The organism is Bradyrhizobium huanghuaihaiense, from assembly GCF_007830635.1.
Classification (GTDB): Bacteria; Pseudomonadota; Alphaproteobacteria; order Rhizobiales; family Xanthobacteraceae; genus Bradyrhizobium; species Bradyrhizobium huanghuaihaiense.
In genome coordinates this window covers 62,609-76,539 of record NZ_VLLA01000007.1, presented here as the reverse complement: position 1 = coordinate 76,539, position 13,931 = coordinate 62,609, and the positions used below count along the sequence as shown (strand labels likewise).

At 63.8% G+C, this 13,931-nt stretch carries 12 protein-coding genes and 1 tRNA gene; 4 read left to right on the top strand and 9 right to left on the bottom strand.

Going from position 1 to position 13,931, the window contains the following annotated elements:
• Positions 1–195 precede the first annotated feature (195 nt).
• From IQ16_RS16560 to IQ16_RS16550, 3 genes are all read right to left on the bottom strand, one after another.
• On the bottom strand, positions 196–831 hold the full coding sequence (locus tag IQ16_RS16560) for an ATP-dependent Clp protease proteolytic subunit (protein ID WP_018642421.1): 636 nt from the start codon (positions 829–831) through the stop codon (positions 196–198).
• 405 nt (positions 832–1,236) lie between these two features.
• Positions 1,237–2,598, bottom strand: a complete 1,362-nt coding sequence (gene tig, locus IQ16_RS16555) for a trigger factor (RefSeq protein ID WP_018642422.1) — start codon at positions 2,596–2,598, stop codon at positions 1,237–1,239.
• A gap of 172 nt (positions 2,599–2,770) precedes the next feature.
• A tRNA-Leu gene (locus IQ16_RS16550) sits at positions 2,771–2,855 on the bottom strand.
• A 154-nt stretch (positions 2,856–3,009) separates the two neighbouring features.
• On the opposite strand from IQ16_RS16550, the gene IQ16_RS16545 reads away from it, so the two are divergent.
• On the top strand, positions 3,010–4,314 hold the full coding sequence (locus IQ16_RS16545; protein ID WP_145831614.1) for a multicopper oxidase domain-containing protein: 1,305 nt from the start codon (positions 3,010–3,012) through the stop codon (positions 4,312–4,314).
• A gap of 99 nt (positions 4,315–4,413) precedes the next feature.
• Here IQ16_RS16545 and IQ16_RS16540 read toward each other — a convergent pair whose 3' ends face one another.
• The gene (locus IQ16_RS16540) at positions 4,414–5,913 is read right to left on the bottom strand and encodes an NAD(P)H-hydrate dehydratase (protein WP_145831613.1); all 1,500 of its coding nucleotides are present in this window, start codon (positions 5,911–5,913) and stop codon (positions 4,414–4,416) included.
• A 382-nt stretch (positions 5,914–6,295) separates the two neighbouring features.
• On the opposite strand from IQ16_RS16540, the gene IQ16_RS16535 reads away from it, so the two are divergent.
• Positions 6,296–6,634 (top strand): P-II family nitrogen regulator, encoded by a 339-nt coding sequence (locus IQ16_RS16535; RefSeq protein WP_007603495.1) that lies wholly within the window; start codon positions 6,296–6,298, stop codon positions 6,632–6,634.
• A 153-nt stretch (positions 6,635–6,787) separates the two neighbouring features.
• Complete coding sequence (glnA, locus tag IQ16_RS16530; RefSeq protein WP_018642425.1) at positions 6,788–8,197, top strand: type I glutamate--ammonia ligase; 1,410 nt, start codon at positions 6,788–6,790, stop codon at positions 8,195–8,197.
• Between the two features lie 153 nt (positions 8,198–8,350).
• On the opposite strand, the gene IQ16_RS16525 is transcribed toward glnA, so the two are convergent.
• The 4 genes from IQ16_RS16525 to IQ16_RS16510 form a co-directional block, all read right to left on the bottom strand.
• Positions 8,351–9,439 (bottom strand): asparaginase, encoded by a 1,089-nt coding sequence (locus tag IQ16_RS16525; RefSeq protein ID WP_244635727.1) that lies wholly within the window; start codon positions 9,437–9,439, stop codon positions 8,351–8,353.
• A gap of 131 nt (positions 9,440–9,570) precedes the next feature.
• Complete coding sequence (locus IQ16_RS16520; RefSeq protein WP_018642427.1) at positions 9,571–10,332, bottom strand: slipin family protein; 762 nt, start codon at positions 10,330–10,332, stop codon at positions 9,571–9,573.
• A complete protein-coding gene (locus IQ16_RS16515; RefSeq protein ID WP_018642428.1) occupies positions 10,329–11,762 on the bottom strand; it encodes an NfeD family protein in 1,434 nt (477 codons plus the stop codon). Before IQ16_RS16515 ends, IQ16_RS16520 begins: the two co-directional genes overlap by 4 nt.
• A 180-nt stretch (positions 11,763–11,942) precedes the next feature.
• Complete coding sequence (locus tag IQ16_RS16510; protein WP_018642430.1) at positions 11,943–12,197, bottom strand: tautomerase family protein; 255 nt, start codon at positions 12,195–12,197, stop codon at positions 11,943–11,945.
• Between the two features lie 150 nt (positions 12,198–12,347).
• On the opposite strand from IQ16_RS16510, the gene IQ16_RS16505 reads away from it, so the two are divergent.
• Positions 12,348–13,325, top strand: coding sequence for a GlxA family transcriptional regulator (locus IQ16_RS16505; RefSeq protein ID WP_018642431.1), 978 nt, complete (start codon positions 12,348–12,350; stop codon positions 13,323–13,325).
• An 89-nt stretch (positions 13,326–13,414) separates the two neighbouring features.
• Here IQ16_RS16505 and IQ16_RS16500 read toward each other — a convergent pair whose 3' ends face one another.
• The gene (locus IQ16_RS16500; protein WP_018642432.1) at positions 13,415–13,792 is read right to left on the bottom strand and encodes a VOC family protein; all 378 of its coding nucleotides are present in this window, start codon (positions 13,790–13,792) and stop codon (positions 13,415–13,417) included.
• Between the last annotated feature and the right edge of the window lie 139 nt (positions 13,793–13,931).

The following is a 13,931-nucleotide window of genomic DNA, read 5'->3' as shown; positions in this document are numbered from 1 at the left end:
CCTGGCACGGGCGAAGTGACCGAAATCACCCCGGCGTTGCTGGATTACCACGAAATAACAAGCACGAAAGCGGAACTTTCTGCCTGCCGCAGGGCCCAAAACGACGTTTTGCATTGCGCACACGCGTACCTAGCGTGAACGCCGCCCTGATGGGACCCCGGCGATCCCAGGGATCGCCGTTACGGTCCAGTAGTGCTACGGGGCCTTCGCCGGCGCCGGCTCCTCGGCGCGCTTGTCGATGACCTTGTCGACCAGGCCGAACTCCTTGGCGTCGTTGGCGGTCAGGAACTTGTCGCGTTCCAACGCATCCTCGATCGTCTTGTAGGTCTGGCCGGTGTGCTTCACGTAGATCTCGTTGAGCCGCTTCTTCAGGTTCAGGATTTCCTGGGCGTGCAGCATGATGTCGGTGGCCTGGCCCTGGAAGCCGCCGGAGGGCTGGTGCACCATGATGCGTGCGTTCGGCAGCGAGAAGCGCATGTCCTTCTCACCGGCGCAGAGCAGCAGCGAGCCCATCGAGGCGGCCTGGCCGGTGCAGAGCGTCGAGACCGGCGGGCGGATGAATTGCATGGTGTCGTAGATCGCAAGGCCCGACGTCACCACGCCGCCCGGCGAGTTGATGTACATCGAGATTTCCTTCTTCGGATTTTCCGCCTCGAGGAACAACAGCTGCGCGACGATCAGCGTCGACATGCCGTCCTCGACCGGACCGGTCACGAAGATGATGCGCTCCTTCAAGAGGCGCGAGAAAATATCGTAGGCGCGCTCGCCACGGTTGGTCTGCTCGACCACCATGGGCACGAGGTTCATGTAGGTTTCAACCGGATCGCGCATGAGTCACCTAGGGTTTTAGGAGGCGGACATCGCCAGTCTTGGCTGCCAGTTTGGGCTGGATGTGCCGGAAGGCCGATGGACGTCCCGTGATGCAGGAAGTTGGTAGAAGTAGAACGCTTGTTAGCAGAAGACTTGGGTACAGGGCGTACCGACACATATAGCCCAATTCGCGTCAGACAAGTGCGGAGCGAATTAAGGCTTAATCCACTGGGGACTTGAAGCTGATTCTCGCAAAAAGACCCAGCCGACCATCTGGCTAGCTGGGCCCCTTCGCTGATCATCCTTAATAGAAGACTGTCCTGGAGCCCCGTTCCGATGGAATCGGAAAGGGGCTCCAGCTTCTATTTTGACGCGTCTTCTTCACGCGAACCGGTATCCACTTCGCTCGAAAACGCTCTGGAGCCTTCAGGCTGCGGTCTTTTCCGCCTCGTCGTCCTTGTAGAGATCCTCGCGCGAGACCTTCCTCTCGGTCACGTTGGCAAGTTCGAGGATGAAGTCGACGACCTTGTCCTCGTAAATCGGCGCACGAAGCTGGGCCAGCGCCTGGGCGTTGCTGCGATAGTAGTCCCAGACCTCCTTCTCGCGGCCGGGCATCTGCCGGGCGCGCTCGATCACGGCGCGGCCGACCTCGTCATCGGTCACGGTGATCTTGTTCTTCTCGCCGATCTCGGAGAGCACGAGGCCGAGCCGCACGCGGCGGTCGGCGATCTTGCGGTACTCTTCCTTCGCCTTGTCCTCGGTGGTGTCCTCGTCGGCAAAGGTCTTGCCGGCGGAGTCCATCTCGGCCTTGACCGAGTTCCACATCAGATTGAACTCCTCGTCGACCAGCGAGGGCGGCGCCTCGAAGCGATGCGCTTCGTCGAGACGATCGAGCAGCGCGCGCTTGACGCGCTGGCGCGTCGCGGTCGCGAACTCGGCAACCAGACGCTCGCGCGCGGCTTCCTTCAGCTTGTCCAGCGATTCCAGGCCGAGTGTCTTGGCGAACTCGTCGTCGATCGCAACGTCCTGCGGCGCTTCGATCAGCGTCGCGGTGGTCTCGAACTCGGCCGGCTGGCCGGCGAGCTTCTCGCTCATGTAGTTCTTCGGGAACGAGACCTTCAGCGTGCGCGTCTCGTTGGCGCCGATGCCGATGAGCTGCTCCTCGAAGCCCGGGATGAAGGTGTTGGAGCCGATCACGACCTGGATGCCCTCGCCGGCACCGCCCTCGAAGGCTTCGCCGTTGATGGTGCCCTTGAAGTTGATGGTGACGCGATCGCCGGAGGCGGCCTTTTCGCCCTCGCCCTTGGCGGCATAACCACGGTTGCTGTCCGCGATGCGCTTGATCGCCTCGTCGACGTCGGAATCGGTCACTTCAGCAACGGGCTTCTCGACCTGGAAGGTCTTGAAGTCGGCGAGCGCGATCGACGGCACCACCTCGATCGCGACCGTGTAGGTCAGATCGGTCTTGCCGTTCAGCAGCTCCTCGACCTCGGCCTGCTCGGTCGGCATCGTGATCTTCGGCTCGGTCGCGAGACGGAAGCCGCGCTCGGAGAACAGCTGCGTGTTGGTGTCGCGGATGGTCTGGTCGATGGTCTCGGCCATCACCGAGCGGCCATAGACCTTCTTCAGATGCGTCACCGGCACCTTGCCGGGGCGGAAGCCGTTGATACGGACCTTGTCCTTGAGATCGACGAGCTTAGCGCCAGCCTTGGCGTCGAGATCAGAGGCGGGAACGCTGATCTTGAACTCGTGCTTCAAACCTTCCGAGAGGGTCTCTGTGACCTGCATGGCGTCCAATCTTCTTTTCGTTCGGCCCCGGCGCGCATGCGTCGGGACGCTGTCATTAATCGATCCGGCGCGAGGCAAGCGCCTCAACGCCGGTGGTTCATCGGACCGGCTTCAGGCGGACAACATCCGCCAGGAGCAGGCCCTCGTAATCCGTGCAAACGCGATAAGCGCTTGGTGCGGGCGGAGGGACTCGAACCCCCACAACTTTCGTCACTGGAACCTAAATCCAGCGCGTCTACCAGTTCCGCCACGCCCGCGTGAATTTGCATCAAGACCGGCCGCGATGCCGCGGGCGGCCGGGCTTATAACATGTGCCTGACTGTTCGCAGCAAAAAAATGGCCTGATGCGGGCAGGCTTAAAGTAGGCACGACGGCTGGACTTATCCAGCGCGGCGTGGTCCGGATCGCGCCATGAAGCCGCGGATTTTTGACCTGAACAGACGGGAGCTTTTGGCAGGCCTCGGAGCCTCGGCGGCAGGGCTGATCGCCGGCGGCGCCGGCCCGTCCGTGACCGCCCAGCTCGCACTTCAGGCAAGGCCGGCAACACTGGCTCTGAGATCGGGTCAGCCGGCGACACCAATCTGGGAGCTGGCCGCCGTAAGCCATCTCAAGGACGTCCGTCTCAAGCGCTTTGACCGCTGCGAGGTGGTGTTTCGGAACGACCTGCCTGTGCCACTTGCACCAGTCTGGTACGGCCTCAATGCCCCGGCCGCAGCGGACCCGCTCCGGGGACGCGCGCCGGCAGCCCCGAGCACGACCGAAACGTCAATTGTTTCAATATCTAACGCAGGAACCCTGCTGGCCGACTTCCGGCTCTTCGAGGACGGCCTGAAGCAGCCGGCGCGTCCGCTTCCGATCATCGCGGTCGAGACAAGCCCGGTTGCCGTCGATCGCGACGAGATCCTGCTGATCGAGGAATGGCGCCTGCGGCCGGATGGCACCGCGGTCCCGCCGGGCCAGGATCCCAAGGACACGACACCGCTCTACACGGTCAACGGGCAGACTTCATTCGAACTCTCAGCCGCAACCAATGAGAGGCTGCGGCTGCGCTTTATCAACGGCTCCCAACGTACTGTTCTGGCGATCAAATTGGAAAGCCATGAGGTCCGCGTGATGGCCCTGGACGGGCAGCCCGCCGAGCCGTTTCCGGCGCGCAACGGCGCCCTGGTGCTGGCGCCCGGCGGACGAGCCGACGCGTTTGTCGATACGGCCACAACGGCCGCATTCCTGCTGCATGACGGCAAGGAGGCGCGCCAGGTCGGCAGCCTCAAGATATCGGGCCAATCGGAGCGGCGCGCGCCGCTGTTGCCGCCGCAGCCCCTCCCATCGAACGACCTGCCCGAGAAGCTCGATCTGAAGGGCGCCCTGCGGTTCGATGTCGCGCTCGGCGCCCCCGATGCCGGCTGGGCCCGGCCTGCAAACTTCTCCACGGCCTCCGCCCCCGCCTTCCGCGCCAAGGCCGGCCGCACCGTCGTGCTGGCCCTCAAGAACCCTGCACCCGCGACCACCGTGTTCCACCTGCACGGCCATCCGTTCCGCCTGCTCGACAGGCTCGACGACGGCTGGAAGCCCTACTGGCTCGACACGCTCGCGATCGAGCCCGGCCAGACCCAGCGCATCGCCTTCGCGGCGACCTCGCCCGGACGATGGCTGCTCGAGTCGGTTGTGACGGACTGGGCCGCGCCGCGGCTGGTGCGGTGGTATGGGGTGGAGTGAGACTTCGTAGGATGGGTAGAGCGTAGCGAAACCCATCGTTACCGCACCAAGATTTGAGATGATGGGTTTCGCTTCGCTCTACCCATCCTACTTGGCAGCTCAGTATTCGATCCCCAGCGCATCATAGATGCGCCGGTGCACAGCCGGCAGCGTCTCGGTCAGGTCCTCCGCGATCAGGCCCGGCCCCGCTTCGCTTGCCCCCTCGCCATGCATCCAGACGCCGATGCTGGCGGCTTCGAAGGCCGGCACGCCCTGCGCGAGAAGACCGGCGATGATGCCGGAGAGCACGTCTCCGGCACCTGCCGTGGCCAGCCAGGGCGGCGCGTTGGCGGCGATGGTGGCGCGGCCGTCGGGCGCGGCGATGGTGGTATCGGGCCCCTTCAGCAGCACCACCGCGCCGGAGCGCTCGGCGGCGGCGCGGACGCGCTCGAGCTTGGAGCGGCCCGGATGCTTGTTGCTGAGATCGGAGAACAGGCGCGGAAACTCGCCCTCGTGCGGCGTCAGCACCACCGCACTGTCGTGCGAGGACTTGATCGATTCGAACAGGCGCTCGGGGTTTGCGGCAAAGCTCGTCAGCGCGTCCGCGTCCAGCACCAGATGGCGCTGCGCGGTGAGCGCGGTGTGCACCATGTCGCAGGTGCGCTCGCCTACCCCGGCGCCGGGACCGATGATGCAGGTGTTGTAGCGCTTGTCACCGAGCAGCTCGCCGAACTCGACCACGGTATCGACGGGGCGCACCATCACCGCGGTGAGCGCGGCCGCATTGATCGCGAGCGCATCGCGCGGAGTGGCCAAAGTCACCAGGCCTGCGCCGGCGCGTAGCGCCCCGCGCGCGGCGAGCCGCGCCGCGCCGGTCGCGGCCGCGTCGCCGGAGACCGCAAGCACGTGACCTCGCGCATATTTGTGGGCGTCGATGCGCGGCACCGGAAACGCCGCGCCCCAGAAATCCGGATCGTTCTCGAAAATCTGCGGCCCGATCTCGTCCAGAACCTGTGCGTCGATACCGATGTCGGCAACCCGCACCCGGCCGCAATGCATCCGTCCCGGCAGCAGCAGGTGCGCCGGTTTCTTGCGGAAGAAGGTGACGGTCTCGGTGGCGTTGACCGCCACGCCCAGCACCGCCGCGCTGGTGCCGTTGATGCCGCTCGGCAGGTCGACCGCGAGCACTGGCGCGCCGTTGGCGTTGATCGCCTCGATCATCTCCCACGCCTCGCCCTCGACGGGGCGGCTGAGGCCCGCGCCGAACAGCGCATCGATGATCAGCGCAGGTCTTCCGATCGCCTGCGGATTGAACGGGAGCACCGGATGCTTCCAGCCGCGCGCGGCCGAGGCCGCATCGCCCTGGAGCTGATCGCGCTCGCACATCAGGATCACCGAGACCTCGCGGCCTTGCGCGGCGAGCTCGGCGGCTGCGACAAAACCGTCACCGCCATTGTTGCCGGGACCGGCCACGATCAGGATCGGCCCCTCCTCCACCAGCGCGTTGGCGGCCTCCGCAACCGCCTGGCCCGCGCTCAGCATCAGCTTGAAGCCGGGGGTCCCGGCCGCGATCGCGAGCTGGTCGGCGCGCTGCATTTCGGCGTTGGTCAGAACTTCCATGCCACTTCCCTGGTACAAACGCCTCTTCAACAGGCATCTTTTGTGCCGATCCGTCCCCGGGGACGCCGATCTGCACAGATACTGAACTGTTTGCCTATTTCGTAGTCTTCGGTATTTTGGCCCGGTCGGCACCACCTATCAGAGATGCTCGTTAAAAGGCTGATAACGCTCCAATAATCAGGGCATTTGCAACTTGGCATAGACCCTGCTTTCGAGGAAGCCGCTTCGGTTCGTCGTGCTCACTGGCATTTATCAGGGTGTGGCCGGCCGTTGTTGCCGGACTGGTCAGGGATCCCGGCATAGCGAAGACAACATCGTGCGTTAAGAAAAGCGCATCCTGACGAAGACGTTGCTATTTGATCGAAAGGCCGGGAGGCGCGCAGTGAAGAAAATTGAAGCCATCATCAAGCCGTTCAAGCTCGACGAGGTGAAGGAAGCGCTTCAGGAAGTCGGCCTTCAGGGCATCACGGTCACCGAGGCCAAGGGCTTCGGCCGGCAGAAGGGTCACGCCGAGCTTTACCGCGGCGCAGAATACATCGTCGACTTCCTGCCCAAGGTGAAGATCGAGATCGTGATCGGCGACGATCTGGTCGAGCGCGCCATCGACGCGATCCGCCGCGCCGCGCAAACCGGGCGCATCGGCGACGGCAAGATTTTCGTCTCCAACATCGAAGAGGCGATCCGCATCCGGACCGGCGAATCCGGGCTGGACGCTATCTAAGCCGGGTGCTATCCCGCATTTTGCGACACTCTGACAAGAAATAAGGCTGCTTCGGCGGCCTGATTTCGTTTGTGCGGTCGCGCGCGAACTCGCCAAAAGCGAGAACAATCTTGCTCACCTGGAAACCGACCCGCAGAGCCAAAAGGGGTATGCATGAAGACCGCCAAAGACGTCCTGAAATCGATCAAGGACAACGACGTCAAATACGTCGACCTGCGCTTCACCGATCCGCGCGGCAAGTGGCAGCACGTCACGTTCGACGTCAGCATGATCGATGAGGACATTTTCGCCGAAGGGACGATGTTCGACGGCTCCTCGATCGCCGGCTGGAAGGCGATCAACGAGTCCGACATGTGCCTGATGCCCGATCCGGTGACCGCGACGATCGATCCGTTCTTCGCCGAGACCACGATGGTCATCACCTGCGACGTGCTCGAGCCGACCACCGGCGAGCCCTACAACCGCGACCCCCGCGGCATCGCCAAGAAGGCCGAAGCCATGGTGAAGTCGATGGGCGTGGGTGACAGCGTGTTCGTCGGTCCCGAAGCCGAGTTCTTCGTGTTCGACGACGTGCGCTTCTCCTCCTCCCCCTACAACACCGGTTTCCGCCTCGACTCCTCGGAACTGCCGACCAACACCGACACGGAATATGAAGGCGGCAACCTCGGCCACCGCATCCGCACCAAGGCCGGCTACTTCCCCGTCCCGCCGCAGGACTCGGTGCAGGACATGCGCTCCGAGATGCTCGGCGCCATGGCCAAGATGGGCGTCAAGGTCGAGAAGCATCACCACGAGGTCGCTTCCGCCCAGCACGAGCTCGGCATGAAGTTCGACACGCTGACGCTGATGGCCGACCACCTGCAGATCTACAAATACTGCATCCATCAGGTCGCCCACATCTACGGCAAGACCGCCACCTTCATGCCGAAGCCGGTCTACGGCGACAACGGCTCGGGCATGCACGTGCACCAGTCGATCTGGAAGGACGGCAAGCCGGTGTTCGCCGGCAACAAGTATGCCGACCTGTCGGAGACCTGCCTCCACTACATCGGCGGCATCATCAAGCACGCCAAGGCGATCAACGCCTTCACCAACCCGTCGACCAACTCCTACAAGCGTCTGGTCCCGGGCTACGAGGCCCCGGTGCTGCTGGCCTACTCCGCACGCAACCGCTCGGCCTCCTGCCGCATCCCCTACACCGCTTCGCCGAAGGCCAAGCGTGTCGAGGTGCGCTTCCCCGATCCGCTTGCCAATCCCTATCTCGGCTTCGCCGCGATGCTGATGGCCGGCCTCGACGGCATCAAGAACAAGATCGATCCGGGTCCGGCGATGGACAAGGACCTCTACGACCTGCCGAAGGAAGAGCTGAAGCAGATCCCGACCGTCTGCGGCTCGCTCCGCGAGGCGCTGGAAAACCTCGACAAGGACCGCGGCTTCCTCAAGAACGGCGGCGTGTTCGACGACGACTTCATCGACGCTTACATCGAGCTGAAGATGACCGAGGTCGAACGCTTCGAGATGACCCCGCACCCGATCGAGTTCGACATGTACTATTCGGGCTAAGCGGCCCGAACTCTCTGCAACAAGCAAAAGGCGCTCCGCGAGGGGCGCCTTTTCGTTTGGCATCGTAGGATGGGTAGAGCGCAGCGAAACCCATCATCTAACCATTTGCGAGATCGATGGGTTTCGCTGCGCTCTACCCATCCTACTCGGCCGCTACCACGTCGCCGTGAACGCCCGCTGCAGCTCGGCCGGCCCCGTCACCCCGCCCGCGATCAGCAACTGGGTGAGCACCCGCGCCTTCTGCGGATTGAGATCCTCGGACACGACAAACCCGTTCTTGTCGTCGTCGACCTCGACATTCCGCGTCACGAAGCCGGATCGAACCCGCGTCGAGCGGACGACGATGATGCCCTTCTTTGCGGCGGCCTCGAGCGCATCGAGGGCGGACTTCGACGTATTGCCGTCGCCGACGCCGGCCAGCACGATGCCCTTGGCGCCGTGCGAGATGGCATCCTCGATCGGAACGGCGTCCATATTGGCGTGTGAGTAGACGATCTCGACGCGCGGTAATTGCTCGCCGGCCGGGAGCTGATAGGTCGCGCGCTTGAAGCCGGCGGCCTGGGTCATGAAACGGATGCCGCCGGCGGTGTCGACATAGCCGACCGGCCCGTCATTGGGGGAGCTGAAGGTCTCGATGCTCGTCGTGTTAGTCTTCGTCACCGAGCGCGCGCCCTGAATCTTGTCGTTCAGCACGGCCATGACGCCGCGGCCGCGCGAGCGCGGATCGGCGGCGACCTGCACCGCCTCGTAGAGATTGCCGGGGCCGTCGGCGCTGACCGCAGTGGCCGGCCGCATCGAGCCGACGATCACCACCGGCTTGTCGCCGCGCACCACGTTGTCGAGAAAGAACGCGGTCTCCTCCAGCGTATCCGTGCCATGGGTGATGATGACGCCGTCGGCTTCGTTCTTGTCGAAGGCATCCTGGATGCGACGGGCCAGCGCGAACCAGACCTTGTCGTTCATGTCCTGGGACCCGATCGATGAAATCTGCTCGGCGTTCAGCTTTGCCAGCTTGTCGAGGCCCGGCACCGACGCCATCAGCTGCTCGCCGGTGATCTGGCCCGACTTGTAGGCGCCGGTCGCACGCGGATCGGCCTGGCCCGCGATGGTGCCGCCCGTCGCAAGCACGAGAATGCGCGGCAGGCTGCCGGCCGCAGCGTCCTTGCCCGGCTCTGCGGCGTGCGCGGCTGCGCCGATGCCGCCGGACCAGAGCGCAAAGGACAGCAGTGGAATGGCGAGCATGGATGTTCGAATTTGGCGACAGCTGGTTGGGCTGGCGGTAGGCTTCGTCATCGAATTGTCCTCACGTTTAAGGTGGGATCGATATTCGATACGCCCATTGAGGCCGAAGATGGGTCAGCCTGCTGCTTTCCCTAGGGGTTGTCCCGCCGTGGCATGAAATGATCGAGCAAACCCGTCGGGAGCGGAAAGACGACGGTCGACGACCGTTCGCCCGCGATGTCATGGAGAGCTGCGAAATAACGCAGCTGCATCGCCTGGGGCTCCTGCGCGAGAATCCGGCCGGCTTCGACGAGCTTTTCAGCAGCCTGCTGCTCGCCCATTGCATTGATCACCTTGGCCCGCCGCAAGCGCTCGGCTTCGGCCTGTTTGGCGATCGCGCGAACCATGGTTTCGTTGAGATCGACGTCCTTGATCTCTATGCCGGTGACCTTGATGCCCCAGACGTCGGTCTGCTTGTCGAGGATCTCCTGGATGTCGGCGTTCAACCTGTCGCGCTCGGCGAGCATCTCGTCGAGCTCGTGCTTGCCGAGAACCGAGCGTAACGTGGTCTGGGCGAGCTGGCTGGTGGCGGCCATGTAGTCGCCGACCTTGATAATGGCACGTTCGGGGTCGACGATGCGAAAGTACAGAACGGCGTTGACCTTGACGGACACGTTGTCCCGGGAAATCACGTCCTGCGGCGGCACCACCTGCACCATCACCCGGAGATCGACCTTGACGAGTTGCTGCACGACCGGAATGAGGAGGATGAGGCCCGGTCCTTTCACGCCGGTGAAGCGGCCGAGTGTAAAGACGACGCCACGCTCGTATTCGCGAAGGATTCGAATGGCCTGGGATAGAAACATGACGACAAGCAGCGCAAGCGCCGCATAAGTCAGATATTCCAGCATCATGATGGACCTCCCTCGCCGGTTCGGGCTGGTGCGCGCCGTATCAGCAGCGTCAGGTCGGTGACGCCCGCGACTTCGGCCATCTCTCCGGGCATGAACGTTTCGGCACCGCGCGCCTGCCAGCGCTCACCGTGGGCGAAGACATGACCTTCGTTCCCGTTCCAGTCGAGAACCTCCGCGGGCAAGCCTCGCATGGCCTTCGCCCCGACCAGTGCAGGAGCCTTGCGGATGCGCCGGAGTGAACCAAGCACGACGAGCGCAAAGCCGGTGAACACGGCCGTCGTGATGCCGATCACCCACCACGACAGCTGGTAGCCAGGCGCCTCGCCCCTGAAAAGCATCAAGGCTCCCAGCACGAAAGCGATGATTCCTCCGAGACCGATCACCACGGTCGGATTGAAGGCCTCGATCGTGAGAAGCACGAGCCCGACCAGCATCAGGGCGAAGCCGGCATAGTTGACCGGCAGCAGATTGAGCGCATAGAGGCCGATCAACAGGCAGATCGCGCCGATGACTCCCGGGGCGACGGCGCCGGGAGACATGAATTCGAAGATCAGGCCGTAGATGCCGATCATCAGGAGAATGAACGCCACGTTCGGATCGGTGATGACCGCCAGGAAGCGGGATATCCGTCCGGGGTCGATGGCTTCGACGACGGCATCCTTCGTCGCGAGGCGTTGCGTCCTGCCGCCTGCAACCTCCACCACACGGCCGTCGAGCTGCCTCAGCAATTCAGCCTGATCGCGCGCGACGAGATCGATGGCATGAGCCTCGAGCGCGCCGTTGGCAGAGAGCGTGGCAGCCTCTCGGACCGCCTTCTCCGCCCAGTCCACATTGCGGCCGCGCAGCTCCGCAAGGCTGCGGATGAAAGCGACCGCATCATTGGTCGCCTTCGCCGTCATTGGATCCTTGAGCTGATCCTTGAGCTGATCCTTGGCCTGATCCTTGGGCTCGCTCTGCTGGTCGCCGTCCTTCTTGTCCTTGCCGCCCTTGTCCGGCGCACCGCCGGGCAGACCCGGCAGCGGCCCGCCAATCTGCACCGGCGTCGCGGCGCCAATATTGGTGCCTGGCGCCATCGCCGCGATGTGGGTCGCATAGAGGATATAGGTCCCCGCACTCGCTGCGTGGGCGCCGGAGGGAGCGACGTAACCGACGATGGGAATCGGCGAGGCGAGCACATCCGCGATGATCTCACGCATGCTGGAATTGAGACCGCCGGGCGTGTTCATCCTCAGAAGCACGACCTCGGCGCGCCGTTCGCTCGCCTTGGCCAAAGCCTCCTTCACGTAGCTGGCCGACGCCGGGCCAATCGCCCCGTCGATCGAAACAATCAGTGCTACACGGCCGCTCTCCTCCGCTGAGCTGGGACGGAGGCAGCAGGTCAAAGCCACGACGGTGATCGCCGCAACGAGGGCCGCCTTCATGGTCTGCACGGCAAGGGCTCCCTTGCAGAGGATATGGTGTTCCTCTCGAGAACCTCAATGCTGCGCGTGGAGACCAACGTTGCGATTGTGCAACGCAATGGGAAGGCCATGCAGGATGGCGAGGTGATCGGTTGAGCAGAGGCAGTGGCGGACCATGACGACGACTGATCCGCCCCGTGCCAGCCGCTGCTACCGTGCCACCCTCACGCCATCGGCTCCGATCGCACCGAACGTGCTCGCGATGATCTCGCTCGTCGGCTGCATACCGCCGAGCGACCAGTGCGAGGGCTCCTGCTCCTCGATCCTGACCCAGACGTTGCGGCGGAAGTCCGGGCTGCCCTGCCCTTCGACCTCGACCATCACGTCGGTGATCCGCTCGAGCAGCGTCTTCTTCTGCGCGGCATCCAGGATGCCGCGGATGGTGGAAATGGTGATGTAAGGCATATCTCTCTCCAATCGTGTCGTGTGACGACGCTGCCAATTTGGACCCGGCAGGCCCGGCAAGGCAGTGGCGGATAAGCCAGAGATCGGGCAATTTCCGCCACGCGCGGGCGCGGCGATCGGCTAGGATCACAGCGTCCTCCTGGAGGTCTCATGAAGCTCGCAATTCTGGCACTGGAAGGTTGCATGCATTCGGCGATCGCCGGAATCGCCGACGTCCTCTCGCTCGCCAATCATGTGATGCAGCAAAGCGGCGCAGCGTCCCGCTTCAGCTGGCAGACGCTGTCGCTCGACGGCCGGGACGTGCGCGCCGGCGGCGGCCGGATGGTCGCGGTTGATGGCGCCATCGCCAGACGCGGCAGCTTCGATGCGATCCTCGTCCCCGGCAATCTCGTCGATCACGTCACGGCCGCGCGCCTAAAGCCACAATATGCCCGTGCCGGCGCCTGGCTGCGGCAGCAGCATGCGAACGGCCGTCTGATCGGCGCGTTTTGCAGTGGCGTCTTCCTGCTGGCAGGCAGCGGTCTGCTCGACAACCGCCGCGCCACCATCACCTGGTGGCTGCAAGGCGAGCTGCGGCAGCGGCATCCCACGATCGACCTCGCGGCCGACGCCGTCATCACGGTCGCGGACCGCATCGTCTGCGCGGCCGGACCGATGTCGTGGGTCGACCTCCTGCTCAGGCTGATCGAGATGGTCGACGGCAAGGAGATCGCAAAACTATGCGCGGACTACGTCGTGATCGATACCGCGCAGCGCAGCCAATCGATCTTCATGCCCGTCGGCTATCTGCTCTCGCAGGACCCGCTGCTGACCAAAGCCGATCTCCTGGTTCGCCGCACCGGCAAGAGGGCGATGACGGTCAAGCGCCTCGCGGGCGCGCTCGGCCTCAGCGAGCGCACGCTGAACCGGAAGTTTCAGGAGCTCACGCACGAGCCGCCGCAAGCCTTCATCATGCGCCGCCGCGTCGAGCATGCGCGCACGCTGCTGGAGACGACGACGCAGCCGATCAAGATCGTCGCCCGCGCCGCCGGCTATGAGGACGAAAGCAGCTTCCGCAAGGCGTTCCGCAAGCTGACCTTGATGTCGCCGCAGGCGTATCGCGCGCGACGGATGGAGCGAACGGCGTGAGGCAGGCCGCGAATGCCTGCTTCGCGAGCCGCTGAGCGGCCCAGTTAGCGCAGCAGCACAAAATGTCACGATGGGCAGTTGCAGACGAATTATTGCGCCCCGGCGCGGAGATGGGTTGGCCAACCGACACGGACTAACGTTTCATCTGGGTCAGAGATCGCAAATTCGTACATCCCCCACGGCTTGTCTTCGGGTGATTGCTGAAATTCGCGCGCTGCAGCATCAACATTCTCGAGGTAGAGATAAAGCCCAAAAGGGTTGCTGCCCGGCGTTAGCCATCCCTCGACCGCGTCCGTCAGATGTAGATATCCGCCCTTCCCGTTCGACAGCATGCGATAGGTGTCGGGCTCTCCCGGAGCAGGCCTTTCACCGTCCGGGCGCGCAAAGCCCAGCCGATTGTAGAACCGCTCCGACGCATCAAGGTCATTACACGGCAGGATCGCGATCAAAGCTCCGGAAGGACTCATTCGTGCACTCCAACGTCATGCAACCCGTCAGCCTTCGTTCCGCATCTGACTCCACTTCGTTCTCAAAGAACAAATCAGAGCCGCAAAAACAGGCCGGACCAATTCCTACTGATTGGTTTATCTCGTCCGAAATTTGGAC

What these genes read in the sequence shown, in the direction of transcription:
- IQ16_RS16560 (WP_018642421.1), bottom strand. Translation starts at nt 831, where the DNA reads ATGCGCGATCCGGTTGAAACCTACATGAACCTCGTGCCCATGGTGGTC.
- tig (WP_018642422.1), bottom strand. Translation starts at nt 2,598, where the DNA reads ATGCAGGTCACAGAGACCCTCTCGGAAGGTTTGAAGCACGAGTTCAAG.
- IQ16_RS16545 (WP_145831614.1), top strand. Translation starts at nt 3,010, where the DNA reads ATGAAGCCGCGGATTTTTGACCTGAACAGACGGGAGCTTTTGGCAGGC.
- IQ16_RS16540 (WP_145831613.1), bottom strand. Translation starts at nt 5,913, where the DNA reads ATGGAAGTTCTGACCAACGCCGAAATGCAGCGCGCCGACCAGCTCGCG.
- glnA (WP_018642425.1), top strand. Translation starts at nt 6,788, where the DNA reads ATGAAGACCGCCAAAGACGTCCTGAAATCGATCAAGGACAACGACGTC.
- IQ16_RS16525 (WP_244635727.1), bottom strand. Translation starts at nt 9,439, where the DNA reads ATGCTCGCCATTCCACTGCTGTCCTTTGCGCTCTGGTCCGGCGGCATC.
- IQ16_RS16520 (WP_018642427.1), bottom strand. Translation starts at nt 10,332, where the DNA reads ATGATGCTGGAATATCTGACTTATGCGGCGCTTGCGCTGCTTGTCGTC.
- IQ16_RS16510 (WP_018642430.1), bottom strand. Translation starts at nt 12,197, where the DNA reads ATGCCTTACATCACCATTTCCACCATCCGCGGCATCCTGGATGCCGCG.
- IQ16_RS16505 (WP_018642431.1), top strand. Translation starts at nt 12,348, where the DNA reads ATGAAGCTCGCAATTCTGGCACTGGAAGGTTGCATGCATTCGGCGATC.
- IQ16_RS16500 (WP_018642432.1), bottom strand. Translation starts at nt 13,792, where the DNA reads ATGAGTCCTTCCGGAGCTTTGATCGCGATCCTGCCGTGTAATGACCTT.